The organism is Pseudorhodobacter aquimaris (assembly GCF_001202025.1).
GTDB lineage: Bacteria > Pseudomonadota > Alphaproteobacteria > Rhodobacterales > Rhodobacteraceae > Pseudorhodobacter > Pseudorhodobacter aquimaris.
Genome location: NZ_LGHS01000062.1, coordinates 32,169 through 57,669 on the forward strand (window position 1 = coordinate 32,169; position 25,501 = coordinate 57,669).

Annotated in this window: 22 protein-coding genes; 10 read left to right on the forward strand and 12 right to left on the reverse strand. The window is 58.2% G+C overall.

From position 1 onward, the window contains the following. Positions 1 to 49 precede the first annotated feature (49 nt). The 4 genes from AKU94_RS11055 to AKU94_RS11070 all read right to left on the reverse strand — a co-directional run bounded on the left by AKU94_RS11055 (position 50) and on the right by AKU94_RS11070 (position 3,371). Positions 50 to 589, reverse strand: coding sequence for a bactofilin family protein (locus AKU94_RS11055; RefSeq protein WP_050527330.1), 540 nt, complete (start codon positions 587 to 589; stop codon positions 50 to 52). Further along, entirely contained in the window at positions 579 to 1,919 is a 1,341-nt protein-coding gene (locus AKU94_RS11060; protein ID WP_050527376.1) for a M23 family metallopeptidase, read from the reverse strand. The genes AKU94_RS11055 and AKU94_RS11060 overlap by 11 nt, the downstream gene beginning before the upstream one ends. Positions 1,920 to 2,079: 160 nt before the next feature. Next, a complete protein-coding gene (locus AKU94_RS11065) occupies positions 2,080 to 2,919 on the reverse strand; it encodes a ferritin-like domain-containing protein (protein WP_050527331.1) in 840 nt (279 codons plus the stop codon). Further along, positions 2,916 to 3,371 carry a peroxiredoxin gene (locus AKU94_RS11070; protein WP_050527332.1) on the reverse strand — a complete coding sequence of 152 codons (456 nt, stop codon included), beginning with the start codon at positions 3,369 to 3,371 and terminating at the stop codon, positions 2,916 to 2,918. Before AKU94_RS11070 ends, AKU94_RS11065 begins: the two co-directional genes overlap by 4 nt. 111 nt (positions 3,372 to 3,482) lie before the next feature. Between AKU94_RS11070 and AKU94_RS11075 the strand changes: the two genes are divergently transcribed. The 7 genes from AKU94_RS11075 (at position 3,483) to uvrA (ending at position 15,179) form a co-directional block, all read left to right on the forward strand. After that, positions 3,483 to 6,863 (forward strand): YhdP family protein, encoded by a 3,381-nt coding sequence (locus AKU94_RS11075; RefSeq protein WP_050527333.1) that lies wholly within the window; start codon positions 3,483 to 3,485, stop codon positions 6,861 to 6,863. Beyond that, a complete protein-coding gene (queA, locus tag AKU94_RS11080; RefSeq protein ID WP_050527334.1) occupies positions 6,860 to 7,918 on the forward strand; it encodes a tRNA preQ1(34) S-adenosylmethionine ribosyltransferase-isomerase QueA in 1,059 nt (352 codons plus the stop codon). The genes AKU94_RS11075 and queA overlap by 4 nt, the downstream gene beginning before the upstream one ends. Positions 7,919 to 7,995: 77 nt before the next feature. Next, positions 7,996 to 9,267 (forward strand): MFS transporter, encoded by a 1,272-nt coding sequence (locus AKU94_RS11085; RefSeq protein ID WP_050527335.1) that lies wholly within the window; start codon positions 7,996 to 7,998, stop codon positions 9,265 to 9,267. A 67-nt stretch (positions 9,268 to 9,334) separates the two neighbouring features. Beyond that, complete coding sequence (locus tag AKU94_RS11090) at positions 9,335 to 9,910, forward strand: DUF924 family protein (protein ID WP_050527336.1); 576 nt, start codon at positions 9,335 to 9,337, stop codon at positions 9,908 to 9,910. 95 nt (positions 9,911 to 10,005) lie between these two features. Next, a complete protein-coding gene (gene lpdA, locus AKU94_RS11095; RefSeq protein ID WP_050527337.1) occupies positions 10,006 to 11,400 on the forward strand; it encodes a dihydrolipoyl dehydrogenase in 1,395 nt (464 codons plus the stop codon). Positions 11,401 to 11,534: 134 nt separating this feature from the next. After that, a complete protein-coding gene (locus AKU94_RS11100; RefSeq protein WP_083445040.1) occupies positions 11,535 to 12,161 on the forward strand; it encodes a choice-of-anchor C family PEP-CTERM protein in 627 nt (208 codons plus the stop codon). Between the two features lie 165 nt (positions 12,162 to 12,326). After that, entirely contained in the window at positions 12,327 to 15,179 is a 2,853-nt protein-coding gene (gene uvrA / locus AKU94_RS11105) for an excinuclease ABC subunit UvrA (protein ID WP_050527338.1), read from the forward strand. A gap of 26 nt (positions 15,180 to 15,205) precedes the next feature. Here uvrA and AKU94_RS11110 read toward each other — a convergent pair whose 3' ends face one another. The 5 genes from AKU94_RS11110 to AKU94_RS11130 all read right to left on the reverse strand — a co-directional run bounded on the left by AKU94_RS11110 (position 15,206) and on the right by AKU94_RS11130 (position 20,196). Next, on the reverse strand, positions 15,206 to 15,412 hold the full coding sequence (locus tag AKU94_RS11110; RefSeq protein ID WP_050527339.1) for a YgaP family membrane protein: 207 nt from the start codon (positions 15,410 to 15,412) through the stop codon (positions 15,206 to 15,208). A gap of 82 nt (positions 15,413 to 15,494) precedes the next feature. After that, a complete protein-coding gene (mmsB, locus tag AKU94_RS11115) occupies positions 15,495 to 16,367 on the reverse strand; it encodes a 3-hydroxyisobutyrate dehydrogenase (RefSeq protein ID WP_050527340.1) in 873 nt (290 codons plus the stop codon). Then, positions 16,364 to 17,404 (reverse strand): enoyl-CoA hydratase/isomerase family protein, encoded by a 1,041-nt coding sequence (locus AKU94_RS11120; RefSeq protein WP_050527341.1) that lies wholly within the window; start codon positions 17,402 to 17,404, stop codon positions 16,364 to 16,366. The genes mmsB and AKU94_RS11120 overlap by 4 nt, the downstream gene beginning before the upstream one ends. After that, positions 17,401 to 18,546, reverse strand: a complete 1,146-nt coding sequence (locus tag AKU94_RS11125) for an acyl-CoA dehydrogenase family protein (RefSeq protein ID WP_050527378.1) — start codon at positions 18,544 to 18,546, stop codon at positions 17,401 to 17,403. Before AKU94_RS11125 ends, AKU94_RS11120 begins: the two co-directional genes overlap by 4 nt. Before the next feature lie 150 nt (positions 18,547 to 18,696). Next, the gene (locus AKU94_RS11130) at positions 18,697 to 20,196 is read right to left on the reverse strand and encodes a CoA-acylating methylmalonate-semialdehyde dehydrogenase (protein ID WP_050527379.1); all 1,500 of its coding nucleotides are present in this window, start codon (positions 20,194 to 20,196) and stop codon (positions 18,697 to 18,699) included. A 109-nt stretch (positions 20,197 to 20,305) separates the two neighbouring features. Between AKU94_RS11130 and AKU94_RS11135 the strand changes: the two genes are divergently transcribed. The 3 genes from AKU94_RS11135 (at position 20,306) to coaD (ending at position 22,259) form a co-directional block, all read left to right on the forward strand. Further along, positions 20,306 to 21,196 (forward strand): LysR family transcriptional regulator, encoded by an 891-nt coding sequence (locus AKU94_RS11135; RefSeq protein ID WP_050527342.1) that lies wholly within the window; start codon positions 20,306 to 20,308, stop codon positions 21,194 to 21,196. Positions 21,197 to 21,248: 52 nt separating this feature from the next. Further along, entirely contained in the window at positions 21,249 to 21,683 is a 435-nt protein-coding gene (locus AKU94_RS11140; RefSeq protein WP_050527343.1) for a CBS domain-containing protein, read from the forward strand. Between the two features lie 75 nt (positions 21,684 to 21,758). Then, positions 21,759 to 22,259, forward strand: a complete 501-nt coding sequence (gene coaD, locus AKU94_RS11145) for a pantetheine-phosphate adenylyltransferase (RefSeq protein WP_050527344.1) — start codon at positions 21,759 to 21,761, stop codon at positions 22,257 to 22,259. Positions 22,260 to 22,267: 8 nt separating this feature from the next. Here the strand turns inward: coaD and AKU94_RS20035 are convergent, their stop codons facing one another. The 3 genes from AKU94_RS20035 to gap (AKU94_RS11165) form a co-directional block, all read right to left on the reverse strand. Next, complete coding sequence (locus tag AKU94_RS20035) at positions 22,268 to 22,429, reverse strand: DUF1127 domain-containing protein (protein WP_198144895.1); 162 nt, start codon at positions 22,427 to 22,429, stop codon at positions 22,268 to 22,270. Between the two features lie 656 nt (positions 22,430 to 23,085). Further along, positions 23,086 to 24,087: a type I glyceraldehyde-3-phosphate dehydrogenase gene (gene gap, locus AKU94_RS11155; RefSeq protein ID WP_050527346.1), complete on the reverse strand. Its 1,002-nt coding sequence runs from the start codon at positions 24,085 to 24,087 to the stop codon at positions 23,086 to 23,088. A gap of 275 nt (positions 24,088 to 24,362) precedes the next feature. Further along, positions 24,363 to 25,364, reverse strand: a complete 1,002-nt coding sequence (gene gap / locus AKU94_RS11165) for a type I glyceraldehyde-3-phosphate dehydrogenase (protein ID WP_050527348.1) — start codon at positions 25,362 to 25,364, stop codon at positions 24,363 to 24,365. Positions 25,365 to 25,501 lie beyond the last annotated feature (137 nt).

A 25,501-nucleotide genomic window follows, 5' to 3' on the forward strand; every position in this document is an offset into this window, starting at 1 on the left:
AAAGGGCATCCCGATGACAGGGATGCCCGAAATAAGAATGCCGCCTTGCCTAGCGGTTGTCGGCAGGCGGTGCTTTTGGCGCAGCCGGAGCGGACGCAGGTGCAGGGGTCTGATTTTGCGCAGGGGCAGCAGCTGAAGCGCGGCCGGTGGCCAATGGATCATCCTGACGCTGGACCGAACCTTCGAAATGCGCACCCGACTCAATTGCGATGGTCTTGTGGATGATATCGCCTTCCACGCGCGCGGTGGAGGTCAGCCGAACCTTGAGCCCACGAACGCGGCCAATCACACGACCATTGACCACGATGTCATCGGCCACGATCTCACCGCGGATGGTGGCAGTTTCGCCAACGGTCAAAAGATGCGCGCGAATGTCGCCTTCGACGGTTCCCTCAACCTGAATATCGCCGGTGGTGCGCAGGTTGCCGGTAATGGTCAAATCAGACGAAAGAACAGAGGCCGACGGCTTGGTCTTGGCTGCCGCGTTGCCGAATTCCATCGAGCTGCGCCCGGGGGTGCCTTGCGTGGCGTGGGACTTGTCAGCCTCAGTTTTTGGGCCGGGTTCATTGATCTTGCTTTTAGAAAACATCTGTCGCTGCCTTGATAAAGGTCATCGGGTTAACAGGTTTGCCCCCGATCCGAACCTCGTAGTGAAGATGAGTGCCGGTAGACCGGCCTGAGTTCCCCATATCACCAATCCTATCCCCGCGCGATACCCTTTGTCCAACTTTTACGCGGATATTCGATTGATGGGCGTATCGTGTCTCGATTCCGAACTCATGCTTGATCTTGACGAGGCGGCCATAACCGCTGGCCCAGCCTGCATGGGTGACCACCCCGTCAGCGGTTGCATAAATAGGGGTACCATAGGGGGCGGCGAAATCGGTGCCAGCGTGCAAGCGGCGTCCGGCCCCTTTGGGGTCATTGCGGTACCCGAAAGGAGAGGTAAAACGAAAGCCGCTTTTGAGAGGTGTCGCAAAGGGCGACTTGCTTGCTGCCAGCCGGTAAAGGTTCATATGATCAAGCCCTTGCAAAATCGCATTGGCGCGGATCTCGTCATTGCTCAGGGGCTCTCCCTTGGTTGAGAGGGTAAAGGGCGTCAGTGGCCCGCCTTGCCCCGAGTAACCCCTGCGCACGGTGCGCAAAAGGTCGTCGGGCGACATGCCCGCAGAGCGGAACATCTTGTCCAGCGGTTCCATTGACAGGGCCACCGCCTCTTCGAGCCGGTTGAAGATCATGTCGTTCTTGACTTCGAGCGCGCGTTTCTGGGCGGCGATTTCTTCGGTTTCTTCGCGGGCAGCCATGGCGACCAGAGCAATGCTGTCGCGCTGCTCGGACGTGCCAGAGAGGGCGGCGGCCAGCGCCTCGACGGTGGCTGCGGCATCGCGGATGCGGCCCTCGCCGGTACGGGTGGAACCGGTTTGCTCTTGCAGGCTTGCGGTCAATGTGGCGTTTTCGGTGCGGGCGGCATCGCGTTCCTTGATGGTGCGACGCAGGGTGTTCTGGATCACCTCGACCCCGGTTTCCATCTCGCGGCGCCCATCCTCAGAGGCAAGCAGCCGCGCTTGCATGTCACTGACTTCTTTCAGGGCAAGGTTAAAGCGTTCTTGCGCGCGCATCGCCTCAACGGCGCGCAGGTCACGGTCGGCGGACAGCGCATTCAGCCGTGCCTCATAGAGTGATTGCTGGCGCAGTGCCTGATCACGCCCCGAGCCTGCCGAGATCGAATCCATTAACAAGATCGAGGTCGCCAGAATCGTCCACCCGAGGCAGAGCGCGGCGCCGGTAACGGCGACCGCCTGTGTCAGAGGCTGAAGGCGGATAAAGCGCGTATCGGTATCGGATTTCAAGAACAGGCGCTGTTCGGGGAAATAGCGGCCAAGGCCTGTGTTAATACGATAGGAAAGTCGCTTCAGCACTGAACATTTTCCGGTCTTGTTGAAGTTCGGACGCCCCCCGACCAAAGAATCCCGCAGGGTTAACATCCGGGTCAGGCATACAAATCAGGGGCCACTGGTGCAACAAATAACGGCTTGCAACCCGCAGATGCAAATAAACCGGCAAGATGTCGCCGATAAGTCAAGCGGTTTCAGGCGGAATCTCAACTGTTTCGGCTTCTGTCAGCGGCCAATAGAAGTCAGGGGGCAATCCGGCATCGGCGCGTTTTTCCTCATTGAACGGGGGTTTGAGGACCCCGTGGAAATAGCGCCGCACAAGGCTGTGGAAGGTGTCCTTGGGGTCCAGACCATCGCGCCCGCAAAGCCAGTTGAACCATTTGGAGCCGTAAGCCACATGGCTGACCTCTTCGCTATAGATGGTTTTGAGGGCCTCAATGGGGCCGGCCTCGCCTGCCTTTTCAAACACAGCGATCATGCCGGGGGTGACGTCGAGGCCGCGCGCCTCCAGCACCATCGGCACCACGGCAAGACGGCCAAAGAGATCGTCCACCGTATCCTCGGCCGCGCGCCACATGCCTGCATGGGCTGGCAAGGCGCCGTAATGGCTGCCTGCGGCCTCCAGACAATCACACATCAGGTTGAAATGTTTCGCCTCATCATCTGCCGCGCGTACCCAGTCATCGTAAAAGCCCAAGGGCATTGGCACATGGGTAAAGCGCGCGATGATGTCCCAATGCAGATCCACAGCGTTCAGCTCAATATGCGCCACGGCATGCAAAAGGGCGTTGCGTCCCATGGCAGAGCCGGGACGGCGGCGGGGCATATCGCGGGGTGATAACAGTTCCGGCGCATCGGGGCGGGCGGGGCGCAGGGGCGGGCTTGCCTCTCCGATCGGCAAAGGGGTGCCAGCTGCGCGTGCTGCCAGCCATTCCGCCGCATGGCGCCGCCCGAGCGCGGTTTTCGCGCGCCCGTCGGCTGTCATAAGCACCTCGACGGCGCGCTCTGCAAGCGATTGGGTCATGTTGCCGCCGCCAACACCGCCTCGGCATGGCCCTTGGCGGAAACCTTGCGCCAGACCTGTGCGATCTTGCCATCCGCATCGATCAGAAAGGTTGTCCGTTCAATCCCCATGAAGGTCTTGCCGTACATCTTCTTTTCTTTCCAAACGCCATAATCCTCGCAGGTCTGGCCGTTTTCATCCGAGGCAAGGATTACGCCCAGATCGTGTTTCGCCACAAATTTGTCATGGGCGGTAACGCTGTCTTTGGAAATGCCGATCACAGTGACACCGATCGCTGCGAAATCCGCGCCAAGGGCTGTGAAGTCCTTTGCCTCCAGCGTGCAGCCCGACGTATCGTCACGGGGATAGAAATAAACGACCACGCGGCCGGGGCGCAGCGCGGAAAGGGTAATCGTCTCTCCTCCGTCGCGGGGGAGGGTGAAATCGGGTGCCATATCGCCAATGTCCGGCATGATCTGTTCCTTTGATGTCAAAGCTGTGTTTTGTATTCGGGCTGTCATTGGTTAAGGATAGGGGCAATTGCGGTAACCGCAACGGGTGAAAGGTAAAAGGGTTGTTGAAGGATGGGTGAGCCTACGCCGGGGCAAAAGGGGCCGCGGCCCGACCGGTGCGATTTCATCGGCCCGCCGCAGCCTGCGCTGTTGCTGGAACGCTCGCGCAAGCCCCGCCTTAAACCCAAAAACGCCGTTCGCCGACATCGGCGCGGGACATTCTGGCTGGTGCCAACGCTGATTTTTTTGTCGCTGGCTGTGGTCTTTGCGGGGCTTGCGCTGACGGGCAAGCCGATCCGCCTGCCGGTCTGGATGGTGGTCGAGGCCGAGCAGCGGCTGAATACCGCCCTGCGCGATCTGACGCGTGAGGGGACGGCGGTTTCTGTTGGGGGTGCGGTCTTTGTGGTGGATACAGACTGGGTGCCGCGCCTGGCGCTGGAGGATGTCCGTTTGCTGGAGAAATCCGGCAAGACAGCCGTGTCCTTGCCGGAGTTGCGGGTGGCACTGGATCCCGGAGCCTTGGCGGGCGGTAACATCCGTCTGCGCAGCTTGCGCCTGATCGGGGCGCGGGTCGATTTGCGGCGACTGGACGACGGGCAGTTCGATCTGGCCTTTGAGGTGCCCGAGCAGCCCCGACAGGCTGTCGGCCTGTCGGGGTTGATCAAGACCCTTGTTGCGATATTTGAGCAGCCTCTGCTTTCGCATCTGCGTCAGGTGGAGGCACAGGCCCTGACATTCCAGATCGAAGACCGGATGCTTGATCGGGTGTGGGATCTGGGCGATGGGCGTTTGCGACTTGTGAACCGCGGTGAAGAGCTGGCGGTGGAGCTTGGGGTTTCGGTGGCGGGTGATCAGGCGGCCCAAGCCGCGGTGACCCTGATCGCGGCCAAAGCGGATGCCAGTGCGCGTATGACGGTGACAGTGGACCGTGTACCCGCCGCGGATATCGCGGTGCAGGCCGCCCCCTTGTCATGGCTGGGGGTGCTCGACGCGCCGATATCGGGGCAGATTGCATCGACACTGGACCAGCAAGGCGCGCTGTCATCGCTTGATGCTTCCTTGACGCTGGACAAGGGTGCATTGCACCCCTCGCCGGATACCAAACCCGTCGCCTTTGAGGGGGCATCGGTGTTTTTCGGATATGATCCCGCGCAAGAGCGCCTGGACCTGCGCGAATGGACGGTGAACAGTCAGGACCTTGTATTATCCGCATCGGGCCACGCGTATTTGCCGGGGGTGACGACGGGGATACCGCAGAACATTCTGGCACAGATCCAGATTGATCGTTTGCAACTGGACCCGCAAGACGCGCTGGAAGAGGCGGTGGTCTTTGACCAGGGCGCATTGGATTTTCGAGTCCGCATGAACCCCTTTGGCATTGATATCGGTCAGGCGGCCTTGATCCAGCAGGGCCAGCGTTTGCAAGCCTCGGGGGTGGTTGAGGCCGGACCTGAGGGTTGGTCAGTCGCGGTGGATGCCAGCCTTGACCATATCGCGCGGGACGGGCTTTTGGCGGTCTGGCCGCCAAAGGTGGTTCCCAAAACCCGTGTCTGGGTGGCGGATAATGTACAAGAAGGACAGCTTTCCAACCTGCATGCCGGTTTTCGCAGCGCACCGGGGCACGAGCCGCGCTTTTCGCTGGGGTATGACTTTTCCGGTGGCAATGTGCGTTTCTTGAAAACCTTGCCACCGATCCAGAACGGACGCGGTTATTCTGTGGTTGAGGGTAAATCCTATTCCATGGTGATCGAAGAGGGCACGGTCACCGCCCCCGCAGGGGGGGAGGTTGACGTCGCAGGCAGCATCTTTGCCGTGGGTGATGTGACGCAAAAACCGGCGCGCGCGCATATCGGGGTCAAGGCGCGCGCCGGTTTGACGGCGGCCCTCTCGCTGCTGGACCAAAAACCCTTTGAATTTATGACCAAGGCCAAGCTGCCTGTGGATCTGGGCGATGGCCGCGCCGAGGTCGTGGGACAGATCGATATGCCATTGCGCAAGGGCGTAAAGATTCAGGATGTGGATTTCGATGTGGCTGGCACGATCACAGGGTTTTCCTCGGATCAACTGGTGCCGGGGCGCGTGTTGCGTGCAGACCGTTTGGCGGTCCACGTGACGCCCGCCGGAATGGAAATCGCGGGCAAGGGCGCATTGCAGGATGTGCCCTTCGACGGCCGTTTCAGCAAGGTTTTCACCCCTAAGGCCAAAGGCATTTCCAAGGTCGAGGGCCGCGCAGAGTTGAGCCATTCTGCCGCCACAAAATTGGGTGTGAACCTGCCTGAAGAGCTGTTGACGGGGCAGGGCTTGGCCGATTTCGTGGTGGATCTGCATCAGGGTCAAACCCCGAAACTGTCGCTGCGGTCCGATCTTGGGGGCGTCGGCATGGGGATTTCATCGCTGGGGTGGACCAAAAGCCCGAACACGAATGGACAGCTGGCATTGGATATGACCTTGGGCAAGCCCGCCAATGTGGACCGGCTTGCCCTTGATGCTGCGGGGCTGCATGTTACGGGCCAGATCGGCCTGCTGGAAGGCGGGGGGATGGGGGTTGCGCGCCTGTCCTCGGTCAAACTGGACAATTGGCTTGATGCGCAGGTGGAATTGACGGGGCGGGGTCAAGGGCAAACACCTGTTGTTGCGGTCACGGGCGGGATGCTGGATTTGCGCGGATTGCCCGCGCGAGGTGGCGGGGGGCAAGGGCAGGCGGGCACGCCAATGACCATCGCGCTTGACCGGCTAGTTGTCACCAAGGGGCTTGCGCTAAGCGGGTTTCAAACCGTGATCACCCCCATAGCGGGCGGTGTTGCAGGGGATTTCACGGGGCGTGTGAACGGGCAAACGACAGTTGCAGGCAGCCTTGCGCCCTCGTTGAAGGGCACGGCGGTGCGCATCCGTTCCAATGATGCGGGGTCGGTTTTCTCGGCGGCAAATGTGTTTCCCAATGCCGAGGGCGGGGCGCTGGATCTGATCCTGACCCCCACTGGCGACAAAGGCAGCTATGATGGCAGCCTGAAAATGCAAAACATCCGCATCCACAAAGCCCCCGCATTGGCAGAGCTGATCAACGCGATTTCCGTGGTCGGCCTGCTGGACCAGTTGCAAAGCGGCGGGCTGTTGTTTGATGAGGCCGAGGCCATCTTTCGCTTGACCCCGCGCACCATCCAGATCAACAGGGCGTCGGCCGTGGGGGCGTCGCTTGGCGTGTCGCTTTCGGGGCTATATGTGCTGACTGGCGGGCGGCTGGATTTGCAGGGTGTGGTCTCGCCGATCTATCTTATCAACCAGATCGGGTCGATTTTTACGCGTAAGGGCGAAGGTTTGTTCGGCATGAGCTATACGATCAAAGGGACTGCAAAAACGCCGGATGTTTCGGTTAACCCGCTGTCTATTCTGACCCCCGGCATGTTCCGCGAGATATTTCGCAGCCCGCCACCGCAACTGGAGCCGACTGAGTGAAACTCGACGATTTTGATTTCGACCTTCCCGAAGAGCTGATCGCAACCCGCCCCGCGCGCCCGCGCACCGCCGCGCGTATGCTGGTGGTGGAAGGGGATGCGCTGGCGGATCGCCATGTCTTTGACCTGCCCAAGCTGCTGCGCCGGGGGGATCGTTTGGTGTTGAACAATACCCGTGTGATCCCCGCACGGTTGATCGGCGCGCGCCACCGCAATAGCGCCCAAGGCCCGGTCTCGGCCAAGATCGAGGTGACTTTGATGGAGCCGGACGCCCAAGGCGGCTGGCGGGCGATGGCCAAGCCCCTGCGCAAGCTCTTGGTGGGGGAGGATATCGTGTTCAAAGGCGGGCTGACCGCAACCGTGGCCGAGAAATCCGAGACCGACCTGCGGCTGACCTTCAACCACGCGGGCGCTGATTTTGACGCGGCCCTGCAAGCCGCGGGCACCATGCCGTTGCCCCCCTATATCGCGGCGAAACGTGCGCCTGATGCGCAGGACGATCATGATTACCAAACCGTTTTTGCCCGAAATTCCGGCGCCGTTGCCGCACCTACGGCCTCGTTGCATTTCGATGATGCGCTTTTGGCCGAGCTGGCCGCGATGGGGGTCGAGATGACTGAGGTGACGCTGCACGTGGGTGCAGGCACCTTCCTTCCGGTCAAGGTCGAGGACATCGCAAGCCACAAGATGCATGCTGAATGGGGCGAGGTCACGCCACAGGCCGCAGCCGAGATCAACGCCACCCGTGCTGCGGGCGGGCGGGTGATTCCCGTGGGCACCACGGCGCTGCGTTTGATCGAATCTGCGGCGCGCGAAACGGGCAAGGTGGAGCCTTGGCAGGGGGAAACCGATATCTTCATTTACCCCGGTTTCAAATTTCATGCGACTGATGCGTTGATAACAAATTTCCACCTTCCGAAATCGACCCTTTTGATGCTGGTTGCGGCACTCATGGGGCAGTCCCTGATGCAAAAAGCCTATGCGCATGCTGTTGCCCAAAACTACAGATTCTTCTCTTACGGAGATGCCTCTTTGCTGATAGCACAGGGTGCTTAATCCCCCCGTAAGGTCGGTTTGATAACAGACTGGGGCCAGCAACAGCCATTGCGGCGACGACAAGAGAAGGCCACGTGATGCTGAGTGTTCTACGAGACTCCTGGGCCCTTTTGCTGGGTGTGATGCTGCTGGTTCTGGGCAATGGTATGCAAGGCTCGTTGCTGGGTATCCGTGGCGGCCAAGAGGATATGTCGACGTTCCATCTGTCGATCGTCATGTCCAGCTACTTCCTTGGCTATCTGATCGGTTCTCAAATCGCGCCGAATATGATCCGCCGGGTTGGCCATGTGCGGGTGTTCGCGGCCCTCGGCTCACTGATTTCGGCGGTGCTGATCATGTATGCGGTGGCGCCGAACTGGATTGCATGGTCGCTGATGCGCGTGTTGATCGGATTTTCATTTGCCGGGGTGTATATCGCGGCGGAAAGCTGGCTTAACGATGCCTCAAGCAACGAGAACCGCGGTCAGGCGCTCTCGCTCTATCTGATCGTGCAGATGATCGGGCTGATTGCGGCACAGGGGCTTTTGAACCTTGGCGATCCGGGGGGGTATATCCTGTTCGTGATCCCGTCGATTTTGGTGTCCTTGGCCTTTACCCCGATTTTGCTGTCGGTTGCCCGGGCGCCTGCGTTTGATACCACCAAACGGCTGACGTTTCGTGCGCTTTATGAGGCGTCGCCTCTGGGCTGTGTGGGGATGTTCATTCTGGGCGGCGTGTTCTCGGCGCAATACGGCATGGCAGCTGTCTGGGGCACGCAATCGGGCCTGAATGTGCGCGACACAACGATTTTCATCGCCTGTATTTATATCGGCGGGGTGATCTTTCAATATCCGATCGGGCTGCTGTCGGACAGAATGGACCGCCGACAAGTGATATTCGGTCTGGCTGCCGTGGGCGCGGTCGGCCTGATGATTCCAGTCGCCATGACCATTCCATTCTGGGCCTTATGTGTTATCGGTGGGCTGGCGGGGGCGGCGGCAAATCCGCTTTATTCGCTGCTGTTGGCCTATGTGAATGATTATCTGGACCGCTCGGATATGGCGGGGGCCTCGGCGGGTTTGATGTTCATCAACGGGCTGGGTGCGATCACCGGACCGGTCATCACGGGGTGGGTCATGGCGATCTATGGGCCCAGCGGTTTTTTCCTGTTCATGGGCGTTTTGTTGGGCATTCTGGCAATCTATACCATTTGGCGGATGACGCAGCGCAAGGGAACCGTTGAGGCGACCTCCAGCTATAAAGCCGTGCTGGCATCGGCCACGCAGGTGGTAATGGAGGTGGCAATGATCGAAGGCGACAGCGATAGCCCGGGGGTCGAACCGGACGATAGCGCCGCAGCTGAGCAGTAACGCAAAAGCCATTGAAATTACATTCCGAACCTGCCACGCTGAACCTTAACAGGGGAGGGACAGGCCTATGTCAGATCCGATGGAGGTGTTGGATTTCTGGTTACAAAAGGTCGGTGCAAAGGGCTGGTATGAGGTGAATCCGGCGCTGGATGCCGAGATTACGGATCGCTTTGGCGACCTTTGGCAGGCGGCTCATGATGGCGGGTTGGAGCATTGGGTTTCTGGAACGGTGGGGACTTTGGCCTATTTGATCGTCACCGATCAGTTCCCGCGCAATATGTTCCGTGGCGATCCGCGCGCCTTTGCCACCGATACGCTGGCCCGTGATGCCGCCCGGCGCGCCTTGGCCGAAAACTGGGATCTGGATGCCCCCACACCGGAACGCCAGTTCTTTTACCTGCCGTTCGAGCATTCCGAGGATGCCGCCGATCAGGCGCTTGCGGTGGACTGTTTTACCACCCGCATGGACAACCCGGAGTCCGCACTGCATGCGCGGGCTCATCAGCATATTATCCAAAAGTACGGCCGCTTTCCCTTTCGCAACGCGGCCTTGGGGCGCAAATCGACCAAAGCGGAGGAAGCTTTTATGAATGAAGGAGCTTACGGCGCGGTTGTGCGTTCCTTGCAAAAAACGGAGTCATAGCCATGCAATCAGCGCATAGGGCCTGCGCAGGAGAAACATTGCTTGAAATAAAGAAATAGTTTAATGGCAAACTACTTTTTCTGAGGAGGAAAGACATGGCAGCCAAGAAATTTGATGTGGTCGTTGTAGGCGCGGGTCCGGGGGGCTATGTCGCCGCCATAAGGGCCTCTCAATTGGGGAAATCGGTTGCTATTGTCGAACGCGAAAACCTTGGTGGCATTTGCCTGAACTGGGGCTGTATCCCGACCAAGGCGCTGTTGCGGTCTGCCGAGGTGTTCCATCTGATGCACCGCGCCAAGGAGTTTGGTCTGGGCGCCAGTGGATTGTCATACGATCTTGACGCGGTTGTTGCGCGGTCTCGTGGGGTGGCAAAGCAGCTTTCGGGCGGCATCGGCCATCTGATGAAGAAAAACAAGGTCACCGTCTTCATGGGCGAGGCCACGTTGCCCGCCAAAGGCAAGGTTTCGGTGAAAACCGACAAGGGCGTGGAAGAGTTGGAAGCGCCTGCGATCATCCTTGCCACCGGCGCGCGCGCCCGCACCCTGCCGGGGTTGGAGGCCGACGGTGATCTGGTCTGGACATACCGTCATGCCCTGCAACCCAAGCGGATGCCGAAAAAGCTGCTGGTGATCGGATCGGGCGCGATTGGTATCGAATTTGCCAGCTTCTTCAATACCTTGGGTGCTGATACCACGGTGGTTGAGGTGATGGACCGTGTGCTTCCGGTGGAAGATGCCGAAATCTCCGGGCTCGCCAAGAAGGCCTTTGTCAAGCAAGGCATGAAGATCCTGGAAAAGACCACGGTCAAAAAGCTTGAGAAGGCAAAGGGCAAGGTGACGGCTCATCTCGAAGCGGGCGGCAAGACCGAAACCATGGAGTTTGATACGGTAATTTCGGCGGTGGGCATCGTTGGCAACGTCGAGAATCTTGGGTTGGAGGCTTTGGGTGTCAAGATTGATCGCACTCATGTTGTGACGGATGAATTCTGCCGCACGGGCGTTGACGGGCTTTATGCCATCGGTGATATCGCTGGCGCGCCGTGGCTTGCACATAAAGCCAGTCATGAGGGTGTGATGGTGGCAGAGCTGATCGCGGGCAAAAAACCGCATCCGATCAAGCCGAATTCCATTGCGGGCTGCACCTATTGTCACCCGCAGGTGGCTTCTGTCGGTTTGACCGAAGCCAAGGCCAAAGAGGCCGGTCACAGCATCAAGGTTGGTCGTTTTCCTTTTATCGGAAATGGCAAAGCCATTGCTTTGGGTGAATCGGACGGGTTGATAAAGACGATTTTTGACGCCAAAACAGGTGAGCTTCTTGGTGCCCATATGATCGGTGCAGAGGTGACCGAGTTAATCCAAGGCTATGTCATCGGCCGTCAGCTGGAAACCACCGAAGAGGACCTGATGCACACCGTCTTCCCGCATCCGACTTTATCAGAGATGATGCACGAATCGGTTCTGGACGCCTATGGCCAGGTCATTCACATGTAAATTGTTCTGAATTCAGCACATAATTGGGCCAAAGCGAGCTATATTGTAGGCTTGCTTTGGCTAAATATCAGGAACTTCTTGCTGTCTCCTTTCCCTTTTGCGTAATAATTGAGGGGTATATTAGGAGCTTTATAATGAAAAAAATTTTGCTGATGACGGCTTTAGCCGCGGCCTGTTCCGGATCGGCCGGTGCTGCGACTTTGCTCAACGGCAGCTTTGAGGCCCCCGGCACCTATGGCGGAAGCTTTCAAACCTTGGTCGCGGGGTCCACAGCACTTGACGGCTGGACAATCGAAAGCGGTAGCGTCGACTTGATCAGAAGCTATTGGCAGCATTCCGATGGGGATTACAGCCTCGATATGAATGGCAGCGCTTTGGGCATTATCTCGCAGCGCGTCGCGGATCTGGTAGTGGGGGCCTATTACGCCCTGTCTTTTGACATGGCCGGCAATACCTATTACGGCGGCACGATCATGTCGCTGGCGGCATCGATCGAGGGCGCCGGTGGCGTGTTCGAGTTTGACACAGCGGGTCAAAGCAATTCCGATATGGGCTGGGTGACGCAATCCTTCCAGTTCCAAGCCACGGACACATCGGCCCTACTGCGATTTGCAAGCAATGAAACCGGTGTTGTTGGCCCGGCCTTGGACAATGTGCGCATCGAAGAGGTTGTCGCCCCTGTTCCCGTTCCGGCCGCTGGTGGCTTGTTGCTGGCAGGGCTTGGGTTGATCGGCCTTGCGCGCCGTCGCAATCGGTCCTGATTGTGACGTAACCATTGGGCCGCTTCTGATCCGGGCGGCCTTCTTTCCTGTTCTGGGACAGTGAAATTTGCTCAATCACGCTTATGTTCATACAATGTTCACGCTTAATGGTTGGAGACTCGGATAAAACCCCCTATCTATGGCTTTGAATAACCGGGGGCAGGCATGGCCGAGCATAAATTTATCGAAGTACGTGGCGCGCGGGAACATAACCTGAAGGGCGTCGACGTGGATATTCCGCGCGACCAGCTGGTTGTGATCACGGGGCTGTCAGGCTCTGGAAAATCCAGCCTCGCCTTTGATACCATCTATGCCGAAGGTCAGCGCCGCTACGTCGAGAGCCTCTCGGCCTATGCCCGCCAATTTCTTGATATGATGGGCAAACCGGATGTGGACCACATCTCTGGTCTGTCCCCTGCGATCTCGATCGAACAGAAAACCACCTCGAAAAACCCGCGCTCTACTGTCGGGACGGTGACCGAGATCTATGACTACATGCGTTTGCTTTTTGCGCGTACGGGCACGCCCTTCAGCCCGACGACCGGCAAGCCGATCACGGCGCAGCAGGTGCAGGATATGGTCGACATCATCATGGCAATGGAGGAAGGGACGCGAGCCTATCTGCTGGCGCCCATCATCCGTGACCGGAAAGGCGAGTATAAAAAAGAGTTTCTCGATCTGCGCAAACAGGGGTTTCAGCGGGTCAAAGTGAACGGCGAATTCTATGAGCTGGAAGATGCGCCGACGCTGGATAAGAAATTCCGCCATAATATCGACGTGGTGGTCGACCGGATTATCGTCAAGGAAGGGATAGAGACCCGCCTTGCGGACAGCCTGCGCACGGCGTTGAATTTGGCCGATGGCATCGCGATTTTGGAAACTGCGGGTGACGAGCCTGTTCGCACGACATTCTCGGAAAAATTCGCCTGTCCCGAGTCCGGCTTTACAATTCCCGAAATCGAGCCGCGGCTTTTTTCCTTTAATGCGCCTTTTGGGGCCTGTCCGGTTTGTGATGGTTTAGGGGTTGAACTATTTTTTGATGAACGTCTTGTGGTGCCTGATCAAAACCTGACCTTGGCGCAAGGGGCGCTGGCGCCTTGGGCCAAGTCCAAGTCGCCCTATTTCACCCAGACGATTGATTGTATTGCGAAACACTATCAATTCGACAAGAAAACCAAGTGGAAAGACCTGCCCGAAAAAGTAAGGGAAATCTTTTTGCGCGGCTCTGGCGAGGAAGAAATCGCCTTTCGTTATGACGAGGGCGGGCGCATCTATCAGGTCAGCCGCGTGTTTGAGGGCGTGATCCCGAATATGGAACGCCGGTTCCGTGAAACCGATAGCAACTGGGTCCGCGAAGAGTTTGAGCGTTATCAGAACAACCGGCCCTGTGGTGCTTGTAACGGCTACCGTTTGCGCCCCGAGGCGCTGGCCGTCAAAATTGCGGGGCTTCATGCGGGCGAGGTCGTGCAGATGTCCATTCAGGAGGCCCATGATTGGATCGGCCATGTGCCAGAGCATCTGACCAACCAAAAGAACGAAATTGCCCGCGCGATCCTCAAGGAAATCCGCGAACGCCTTGGGTTTTTGGTGAATGTCGGGCTGAACTATCTGTCGCTCTCGCGTAATGCCGGTACGCTTTCGGGTGGGGAAAGCCAGCGGATCCGGCTTGCATCACAGATCGGTTCGGGGCTGACCGGGGTGCTTTATGTGCTGGATGAGCCCTCGATCGGGCTGCATCAACGCGACAATGACCGGCTTTTGACCACGCTCAAGAACCTGCGTGATCAGGGTAATTCGGTGATTGTGGTCGAACATGACGAGGATGCGATCCGCGAGGCGGATTATGTTTTCGACATGGGGCCGGGGGCAGGGGTGCATGGTGGTATGGTGGTATCCCATGGGACGCCTGCGCAGGTCATGGCTGATCCGGCCAGCCTGACGGGGCAGTATCTGCAAGGCACGCGCGAAATTCCGGTGCCTGCGGTGCGGCGCAAAGGCTCAGGGAAAAAGGTGACGGTGGTCAAGGCCTCGGGCAATAATCTGCAGAATGTGACGGTCGACTTTCCTCTGGGCAAGTTCGTTTGTGTGACCGGGGTTTCGGGCGGCGGGAAATCGACGCTGACGCTGGAGACCCTGTATAAAACTGCCGCGACACGGCTGAATGGCGCACGGGAAACCCCTGCACCTTGTGAGACGATCAAAGGGTTTGAGCATCTCGACAAGGTTATCGATATTGACCAACGCCCCATCGGGCGTACGCCCCGTTCCAACCCTGCCACCTATACCGGTGCCTTTACCCCGATCCGCGACTGGTTTGCGGGGCTGCCTGAATCCAAAGCCCGCGGCTATGCGCCGGGCCGGTTCAGTTTTAACGTCAAGGGAGGACGTTGTGAGGCCTGTCAGGGGGACGGGCTGATCAAGATCGAGATGCATTTCCTACCCGATGTTTATGTTGAGTGTGAGACCTGCAAAGGCAAACGCTACAACCGTGAGACATTGGAAATTAAGTTCAAGAACAAAAGCATATCGGATGTTCTTGATATGACGGTTGAAGATGCGCAAAGCTTTTTTCAAGCGGTTCCAAGCATTCGTGAAAAGATGGACGCGCTGGTGCGCGTGGGGCTTGGTTATATCAAGGTCGGCCAGCAGGCGACGACCCTTTCGGGCGGTGAGGCGCAGCGTGTCAAATTGTCAAAGGAGCTGGCGCGGCGCGCAACCGGGCGCACGCTCTACATCCTTGATGAGCCAACGACGGGCCTGCATTTCGAGGATGTGAAAAAGCTGTTGGAGGTGCTGCACGAGCTGGTTGACCAAGGCAATACGGTCATCGTGATCGAGCATAACCTCGATGTGGTCAAGACGGCCGATTGGGTCATTGATATCGGTCCCGAGGGGGGCGATGGGGGCGGCCAGATCGTAGCCAAAGGCACGCCTGAGGATGTCGCCAAGGTTGAGGCCAGCCATACGGGGCGTTATCTGAAAGGGATGCTGAAGCCGCGAAAAATGGCCGCGGAGTAAAAAAGGGGGCCTGTGCCCCCCTTTTCCTATTTCTTCAACGGGCAGGTATTTACACCGATCAGGCTATAGAGCGGGCAGGACCGGAACAATCCGGTGATCAGTGCCACCGCCCCGACAAGCCCCAGAACCCAGCGCCAGCCCAGTTCGGGCAGGGCAAAGAATGCAGCTATCAAGGCAATGCCAAGTACAATGCGCAAAACGCGGTCTGCACCGCCAACGTTGGTCTTGAACATATCGGTCTCCTTGCTTGAGGTCGCAACACGCGGCCATTGGCATCAGGATAAGACATATTCACGTTGTTGCAATTGATGTAGATCAGCCGCGCCCGCGTTTTTCAAACCGGGGAAGCATTGCACTGAAATCCTTGCCCTTGCCGCCCTCGGACTCAACAAAATCGGTGTAAAGCGCTGCGGCGGTTTGGCCCATTGGCGTATCCGCATCAACGGCCTCGGCGGCTTGCTGCGAAAGACGCAGATCCTTGAGCATCAGTTCGGCTGCAAATCCGGGGGTGTAGTCATTATCCGCCGGCGTTTTGGGACCAACACCGGGGGCAGGGCAATAGGCATTCATCGACCAAGAATAGCCCGAAGAGGTGGAGACCACATCAAACATCTTCTCGCGCGACAGGCCCAGCTTGTCGGCCAGGGCAAAAGCCTCGCAGGTGGCGATCATGGTGACACCAAGGATCATGTTGTTACAGATCTTGGCCGATTGTCCGGCCCCCGCATCGCCGCAATGCACGGCCTTTTGCCCCATGATATCAAAGAGCGGTTTTACCGTCGCAAACCCCGCATCAGACCCACCGACCATAAAGGTCAGCGTGCCCTCGGTCGCCCCTCCGACACCGCCGGAAACCGGCGCGTCCAATGCGTCAAGCCCTGCGGCGGCGGCTTGTTCGGCCACGGCGCGTGTGCTTTCGACATCCACGGTGGAACAATCACACAGGACCGCGCCCGCCGTCATCGCCGGGATCAGCTCTGCCGCGACAGAGCGCAGGATCGCCCCGTTGGGCAGCATGGTGATCACCACATCCTTGCCCGTGGCGGCCTCTGCGCCGGTGGCTGCTGCGGCCACACCTTTTGGCATTGCCGCGCTCAGGTCGAAACCTGTGACCTCATGGCCCGCAGCCGCCAGATTGGCCGCCATTGGCCCGCCCATATTGCCCAACCCGATAAACCCGATTTTCATATATCATCCTCCACTGTCCAAGCCTGCGCGCCCAAGGGGGCGAGCATGGCGATCACTTCAGCCGCGCTAACGGCCTCGATACTTTCATGTAGCCAACGCGGGCTGCGGTCCTTGTCGATCACGGCGGCGCGTACGCCTTCCTGAAAATCGCTCATCTGTTGTGCGCGGTGGGTAAAGCGGTACTCCAGCTCCAACGCTTCGGCCAGATCGGGCGCAGGGCGCAGCCGGTTCTGGATCTCGATCGCGGCCCATGTAGCCAAAGGTGAGGCACGTTCTATGATCTCCAGCGTGGTTTGGGCGAATTCGCTTTTGTCCGCGCGCAGCGCTGCGATAATATTGGGGCAGGCCTCAGGCCCGAAAAGCCTGTCGATCTGTGATTGCTGTGGCGGCAGGCCCGCCTCGGGTGCGGGTTGCGTGTAACGTTCCAGCGCGGTGATACCCTCGGCCACCAAGGCGGCGGTCAGGGCGGGCCAGTCAGCCTCGGGTACGAAGTAATCGGCAAAGCCCGCATAGATCGCATCGCCTGGCCCCATGCGCGTGCCGGTTACGGCCAGATAGGCCCCCAGCCGCCCTGGCGCCCGCGCCAAGAGATAGGAGCCACCGACATCCGGCACCAATCCGATCGCACATTCCGGCATCGCAAGCTGGCTGCTTTCGCCAACGACACGGTGGCGGGCGTGACAGCCAACACCAACGCCGCCGCCCATGGTAAAGCCATGCATCAGGCTGACAACCGGCTTGGCATAGCGCGCGATGCGCAGGTTCATCCGGTATTCCATGCGCCAGAACTGGCGGCCAAGACCGTAATCACCACGCGTGCCCGCATGATATAGCGCCGCAATATCCCCCCCGGCACAAAAGGCGCGGGGGCCGTCGGCATCAATAACCACCAGATCCACGGCGTCATCGTTTTCCCATGCAATCAAGGCGGTATCGAGCGCTTGGCACATGGTTTCGTTTAGGGCATTCAGGACCTCGGGGCGGGTCAGCCTGATACGGCCGCAGCGCCCCTCGGTCCATGTTTTTATTTCAGTCATTCACGGTCCATTAACATTTGGCGACTGATGATCAGGCGCATAATCTCATTGGTGCCTTCCAGGATCTGGTGAACGCGCAAATCACGCACGATCTTTTCGATCCCGTAGTCGGCAAGGTATCCATAGCCGCCATGCATCTGCAAACAGCTATTGGCAACGTCAAAGCAGACATCCGTCACGTAAAGTTTTGCCATCGCACAGAATTTCGATGCATCAGGCGCCTTCGCATCATATTTTGCCGCAGCATGGCGCAGGAAAACCCGCGCGGTTTGCAGCTTTACCTCCATATCGGCCAGCCGGAATTGCAGGGCCTGGAACTGGTCAAGCGAGCGGCCAAAGGCCTTGCGCTCGGCCATATAGGTCATGGTGGCGTCCAAGGCACTTTGTGCGCCGCCCAAGGCACAGGCGGCAATGTTCAGGCGTCCACCATCCAGCCCCGCCATCGCATAGGAAAAGCCGCGCCCTTCCTCACCCAAAAGGTTATCCAAGGGCACCGCGCAATCATCTAGTTGCACCTGCCGCGTGGGTTGCGCGCGCCAGCCCATCTTGTCCTCAAGCCCGCCAAAGGAAAGCCCCTCGGCACCATCCTCGACGATCAGCGCAGAGATCCCCTTGGGCCCGTCCGCGCCCGAGCGGGCCATGACGATATAGGCATCCGAATAGCCCCCGCCCGAGATAAAGGCCTTGGTGCCGGTCATGCGCCAGCCGTCATCGCCCTTGACCGCGCGCGTCTTCAACGCAGCCGCATCAGAGCCCGACCCCGGTTCGGTCAAACAATAGGAAAAAATAGTTTCCATTCCGCACAGTTTTGGTAACCAACGGGCTTTGGCCTCGGCGGAGCCGAACCGGTCAATCATGCCGCCGCACATATTATGGATCGACAAGAAGGCGGCGACTGAGGGGCAGGCCATCGACAGCGCCTCAAAAACCAAGGTCGCATCTAGGCGCGATAGCCCCGATCCGCCGGATTCCTCGGACACATAGATTCCGCCAAGGCCAAGGGCCGCGACTTCGGGCCAAAGCGATTTGGGAATGTTTTCGGCCTTTTCCCAGTCTCGTGCAAAGGGGGCGATCTTTTCTTGCCCGAACCCTTGGGCCATTTCAAAAATTGCTTGCTGCTCTTCGGTCAGGGAAAGGTCCATCATATCCTCACAAGATCAGAATTCAAAAAGTTGCGTTCTGCTTAATGCCCAACCATTTCAAGACTGTTTCAAGAGATTGCCAACCATCATGCCGGATCGGAATATCGATAGGGAAGGAGGGCGCGAACGCCCCCCAAATGTCGCTTTGGATCAATCCATAGCTTTGAAGTGGAACTCTCCGCCTTCTTTCAGGCCCGATGGCCAGCGCGAGGTTACGGTTTTTGTCCGTGTATAGAAACGGAACGCATCCGGCCCGTGCTGGTTCAAATCGCCAAAGCCGGATTTCTTCCAGCCGCCAAAGGTGTGATAGGCCAGCGGAACCGGGATTGGCACGTTAATGCCGACCATGCCCACGTTGATCCGGCTGGCGAAATCGCGCGCCGTGTCACCGTCGCGGGTAAAGATCGCGGTGCCATTGCCGTATTCGTGGTCCATGGCATAGCCGATTGCTTCTTCATAGGAGTCGGCGCGAACCGTGCACAGAACCGGACCGAAGATCTCTTTCTTGTAGATGTCCATATCGGTGGTCACATCGTCAAACAGATGCGGCCCGACGAAATAGCCGTCCTCATAGCCCTGCAATTTGAAGCCGCGACCATCGACGACCAGCTTGGCGCCTTGCTCTACACCGGATTCGACCAGTTTGAGGATGTTGGCTTTGGCCGCAGCCGTCACAACAGGACCGTAATCCACGTCATTGCCAGCGGTATAAGGGCCGACCTTCAGCTTTTCGATCCGTGGAACCAGCTTTTCAACCAGACGGTCAGCGGTTTCCTTGCCCACTGGCACGGCCACCGAAATCGCCATGCAGCGTTCGCCCGCAGCGCCGTAACCGGCACCGATCAACGCATCGGCGGCCTGATCAAGATCGGCATCCGGCATGATGATCATGTGGTTCTTGGCACCGCCGAAGCATTGAACGCGCTTGCCGTTAGAGCAGCCACGGCCATAGATATATTCGGCAATCGGGGTGGAGCCGACAAAGCCGATGGCCTGAATGGTCTCATTGTCGAGGATCGCATCGACCGAATCCTTGTCGCCATTGATGACCTGCAAAACACCGTCGGGCAGACCGGCCTCTTTGAAGAGTTCGGCCAGCATCAGGGGAACGGTCGGGTCGCGCTCGGATGGCTTCAGGATGAAGGCGTTGCCGGACGAAAGTGCCGGTCCCATTTTCCACAGCGGGATCATCGCCGGGAAGTTAAAGGGCGTGATGCCCGCAGCCACGCCCAAAGGCTGACGCATGGAATACATGTCGATGCCCGGACCGGCGGCATCGGTGAATTCACCTTTCAGCATCTGGGCGGCGCCGATGCAATATTCGATGACTTCCAGCCCGCGCTGCACGTCGCCTTTGGCGTCGGGGATGGTCTTGCCGTGCTCGCGCGAGAGGGCCTCGGCCAGCTTGTCCATGTCGCGGTTGATCAGGCCAACCATCGCCATCATCACGCGACCGCGCTTTTGCGGGTTGGTCGCACCCCATGCAGGCTGTGCCTTGGCGGCATCGGCAACGGCTGCGTCCAACTCGGCCTTGGTGGCCAGTGGCACGCGTGCCTGCACTTCACCTGTTGCAGGGTTCATGACATCGGCAAAGCGGCCCGATGTGCCTTTGACGTGGCGGCCGTTGATCCAATGGGTAAGCTCTTGCATGGTATCCTCCTCTGGGGTTTTCATGGTTGTCCATACTCTAGCCTTGCAAATATGCCCGATAAAGAGGTAATATGTCAAAAGCGTTTTGCATTTTTGCAAAGGGGCGTGGATGGACTGGGACGACTTGCGCATATTTCTGGCGGTTGCCAGATCGGAAAGCCTTTCTGGGGCGGGCAAAGCATTGCGGATTGACCCGGCCACTGTGGGCAGGCGGATTGCGCGGCTGGAGGGCACCCTATCGGCCCGGCTGTTCAGCAAGACCCCGCAGGGCTATGCGCTGACCAAAGACGGGCAACGTCTGATGGATCCGGCCCTGGCGGCGGAGACCGCGCTTGCCAGTGCGCAAGACCGGCTGCGCAATGAAGACGATGGGCTGACTGGTCAAATCCGTCTTGGGGCGCCGGACGGGGCGGCGAATTATCTTTTGCCCCAGGTTCTGACGGGGATCACAGCGCAAAATCCGGGGCTGGAGGTGCAGCTTGTCGCCTTGCCGCGCGTGTTTAACCTGTCAAAACGCGAAGCGGATATGGCGGTCGCCGTGTCACGCCCCGAAACGGGACGGCTGACGGTTCAAAAGCTGACGGATTACCACCTGCATCTTGCTGCCTCGCGGGACTATCTGGCGCAGAATGCAAAGATCACCTGCCGCGAGGATCTGCAAAACCACCGGATCATCGGCTATATCCCCGATATGATTTTTGACAAGGAACTGGATTATCTGGATGAGATCGGTTCTGCAGTGCCCGAGATTTCATCCAATTCGGTTTCAGTACAAACACAGCTGATGCGGGCAGGGGGCGGCGTGGGTATGGTCCATGATTTTGCGATGCCCTTCGCACCTGAACTGCAGCGCGTTTTGCCGCAGGATGTCTCGCTTACCCGCAGCTTCTGGCTGGTGCGCCATGCCGATGATGCAAAAATTGAGCGGTTGAACCGGTTTGCAGAGCTTTTGGCCACAGGCGTGCGCCGTGAATTGCTGCGTCTTGAAGCTTTGACTTGACAGCTTGCCCGCAAATGCCAACGCTATCCCAAGATGCCAAAGGGAGATCGCTATGCTGGTGCAACAAATTCTTCAGTCCAAACCCACCCAAGGAGTCCTGACGCTTGCGCCCACGGCGACGTTAAGCGAAGCGGCGGCGCTGTTGTCTGAAAAGCGTATCGGGGCGATCATCATCTCAAAGGATGGAAAGCACCCGCTTGGCATTTTGTCAGAACGTGACATCGTGCGTGAATTGGGTAAGCGCGGGGTCGGCTGTATGTCGGATGGCGTCGAGAGCGTGATGACCTCCAAGCTGATCTGCTGTACCAAGAAAGACAGTGCGGACGGTGTGATGCAGATCATGACGGACGGCCGCTTTCGCCATATGCCGGTGATGGAGGGAGAGGAGATGACGGGTCTTGTCTCCATCGGTGACGTGGTCAAGGCCCGCCTGTCAGAGCTGGCGATGGAAAAAGACGCGCTGGAGGGCATGATCAAGGGGTTTTAAGCCGAGAAAAGTGGTGTTTCTGCTTGCAATGGACGGCGCAATATTGTTGCGTTAACCGTCAAATCAGGAGTTGCCATGCGTACCGGCCTATACCCCGGAACTTTCGACCCAATCACCTTGGGCCATACCGATATTATCCAGCGTGCGATGGGGCTGGTCGATAAGCTGGTGATTGGCGTTGCCATAAACCGCGACAAGAACCCCCTGTTCACGCTGGAAGAGCGGGTGGCGATGGTCGAGGCGGAATGTGCGCCGATCGTGGCCAACACGGGCGGACAAATTGTGGTTCATCCGTTTGACAATTTGCTGATTGATTGTGCCCGCGATGTGGGGGCCAGCGTCATAGTGCGGGGGCTGCGTGCCGTGGCCGATTTTGAGTATGAATTTCAAATGGTTGGCATGAACCGCGCGATGGATGCCTCGATTGAGACGGTGTTTATGATGGCCGATGCCCGCCGTCAGGCCATTGCCTCAAAGCTGGTCAAAGAGATCGCGCGGCTTGACGGGGACGTTTCCAAATTCGTTCCGCCCGCCGTGCGCGATGCTTTGGTTGAACGCTATAGCCAGAAAAACTGAGGCAGCCCTTAGTTCCAGACCGCTTGGCGTGCGATCCGGTCGGCATCGCCGCGATATAGTCCTACGTCAAGGGCGACATCTCGGGGCAAGCGAGCGATTTCGTTGCGGGTTTTGGTATAGAGGGCGTAATTGCCGAAGGCGGTTTTAAGGCGGTTAATAAGGTTTTTCATGTTCTTCCTCACATACATCTGAAGGGTTGGCCCTATGCCAGCCGATCTCTCCTCTATATTGGGGCATCTGGTTGCGCTAACAACTGCTGTGTCGACCATGCCGCCATGCACAGGGCGCATAGCTGATTCGACCGAAAATGAGCACACAGGGACCGAGCCTTAAACTGTGAGTATTAAAAAGTACCTCAGCATCCTGGCGCTTTGAAAAAGCTTATAAGATCTCGGCGGTCGAGCGGCAGAAAGAGGGACCGCGCGCCGCATCTGGTCTTTGTGGCTATCCGGATTGTCGATGATGACCCATCATCGGAACTTGGCATAGGGGGCGGACATCCCACCGCTTATTGTCCCGTTGGCCACCCAAGCCGCATCCAGCCGGTCGGGTCTTAGGGCGTCGGTGGTCTGCATTGGCAATGATCCTGCTGCCGTCGCACATGCGATCCCGTTCTGGCTTTCCGTGGCCTCGCATCGACAAGCGCAACGTCGGATCTAATCCCGAAGTCTGACCCTCAAAGGCAGAGGCATGCCTTGGTGCGGGATAAGGCGCGCCTTATACCACAGAGAAATGGCCTGCCGCAAAATGGACAGGCCATTAACGATTTATGGCAGAGGCGTGCGCAATGTCGCCCCCTTTTATGCAAGATATTTACGACGCAGGGCTAAAGAAATTTGCCCATCGCCACCGCCGTGTCGGCCATGCGGTTGGAAAAGCCCCATTCATTATCATACCAAGTCAGGATCCGGACCATATTGCCGTCCAGAACCTTGGTTTGGTCCAGATGGAAGATGGAAGAACGCGGATCATGATTGAAGTCCGATGACACATTTGGTTGGTCGGTGAACCCCAGAACCCCTTTGAGCGGCCCGTTCGCCGCAGCGATAATGGCGGCGTTTACCTCTTCGACCGTCGTGGCGCGTGCCGCCTCAAAGGTCAGATCCACCACAGAGACATTCGGTGTCGGCACACGGATGGCGACCCCGTCGAGTTTGCCGTTAAGCTCGGGCAAGACCAGACCTACAGCCTTTGCCGCCCCGGTAGATGTCGGGATCATCGAAAGCGCCGCTGCACGTCCGCGATACAGATCCTTGTGCAATGTGTCCAAAGTCGGCTGATCACCGGTATAAGAGTGGATCGTGGTCATGAAGCCTTTGGTGATACCGATCGCATCATTCAGCACCTTCACCACCGGCGAAAGACAGTTCGTCGTACAAGACGCGTTAGAGACAATCACATCCGCCGCCGTCAGCGTGTCATGGTTTACACCGTAAACGATGGTTTTATCCGCCCCTTTGGACGGTGCCGAGACCAAAACCCGGCTTGCCCCGTTTTCCAGATGCACAGAGGCCTTTTCCTTGTCGGTAAAAATGCCAGTGCATTCCAGAACAATATCGATATCACCCCAAGGCAGTTCCGCGGGGTTGCGGATCGCGGTCACGGCAATCGGGCCGCGGCCCACGTCAATCGAGGTTTCAGTGGTTTTGACCTCGGCCGGAAAGCGACCGTGCACCGAATCAAAACGCAGCATATGCGCGTTGCTTTCCACGGGGCCCAGATCATTGATCGCGACCACCTCGATATCGGTGCGGCCGGATTCCACAATTGCGCGCAAGACGTTGCGGCCGATACGGCCAAATCCATTGATAGCGACTTTGACAGTCATGGCAGGTTCTCCATGCTTGGATCGGGGCGGGACGCCCTGATTGCTAGCGCTAACATCACGATTTAAGCGCAAGTTTCAAGCATAGCTTGCCCTATTTACCGCCAAAAAGACAGGTAATCGATGAATACGGCGAATTTTCGTAACAAAAAGAGGGCAGCACCGCCGCCGTTCAGAAGAAAGTCCCCCAAAACAGCGGCTGTGATCACAATGCCCAGCCAAATGGCTAATGTGTTTGTCATAAGGTCCCTTTTTACACGGACCACCATAGACCCGTCTTAGTGCAGCAGCCGACCCATTGCGCCGGCAACATCGGCCATCCGGCAGGAAAAGCCCCATTCGTTGTCATACCACGCCATGACCCGTACGCAATTGCCCATAACCTTGGTCTGCTCGGGCGCAAAGATGCAGGAGTGGGGGGTGTGGTTGAAGTCGATGGAAACCTTTGGCTCTGGGTCATAGGCCATGACCATGCCCATATAGCCTTGGGCAGCTTCGCGCACGATTTCATTCACCTCGACCGCAGTAACCGATTTACGGGCCACAAAGGTCAGATCCACTGCCGAGACATTCGGTGTCGGCACGCGCATTGCGGTGCCGTCCAGCTTGCCCGCAAGCTCTGGCAAGACCTCACCCAGTGCTTTGGCGGCACCGGTCGAGGTGGGGATCATCGCCATCGCCGCAGCCCGCGCACGGTAAAGATCCTCATGCCGACGGTCGAGCGTGGGCTGGTCGCCGGTATAGCTGTGGATCGTTGTCATGATACCGGTTTCGATGCCAATTGTATCGTTGAGCACTTTTGCCAAAGGCGCAAGACAGTTGGTCGTGCAGGAGCCGTTGGAAACAACGTGATGATCGGTCGTCAGCTGGCGGTGGTTTACACCATAGACCACGGTTTTATCGACGTTCTTGGCAGGGGCCGAGACCAGTACCCGCTTGGCGCCACGGCCCAGATGCACAGCCGCCGCATCGCGGTTGTTAAACTTGCCGGTGCATTCCAGGACCACGTCGACACCTTCCCAGTCCAGCTCTGCCGGATTGTAGGTGGACATTACGCGCATCGGGCCACGCCCAAGATCCAGCGTATTGCCCGAAACCCGAACCGTACCGGGGAAACGCCCATGCACGCTGTCGTATTTCAAAAGATGGGCATTGGTTTCAATCGGGCCGGTCGCATTTATTGCGACGACCTGTACATCATTTCGCGCGCTTTCCGCGATATGGGCCAAAGTGCAGCGCCCAATACGTCCGAAACCATTGATTCCGATGGTTATTGTCATTTCAAACCCTCATATCCACGCCCCATTGGGTTGGATGTACACAAGCCCCCCCCATTTTCAAAGCCCAAAATGACAGAATTATCAGCATGTTAGCGCAAACCTTGCCTGTTGGCGCTAACGATTGTGGTCGTTTCCGC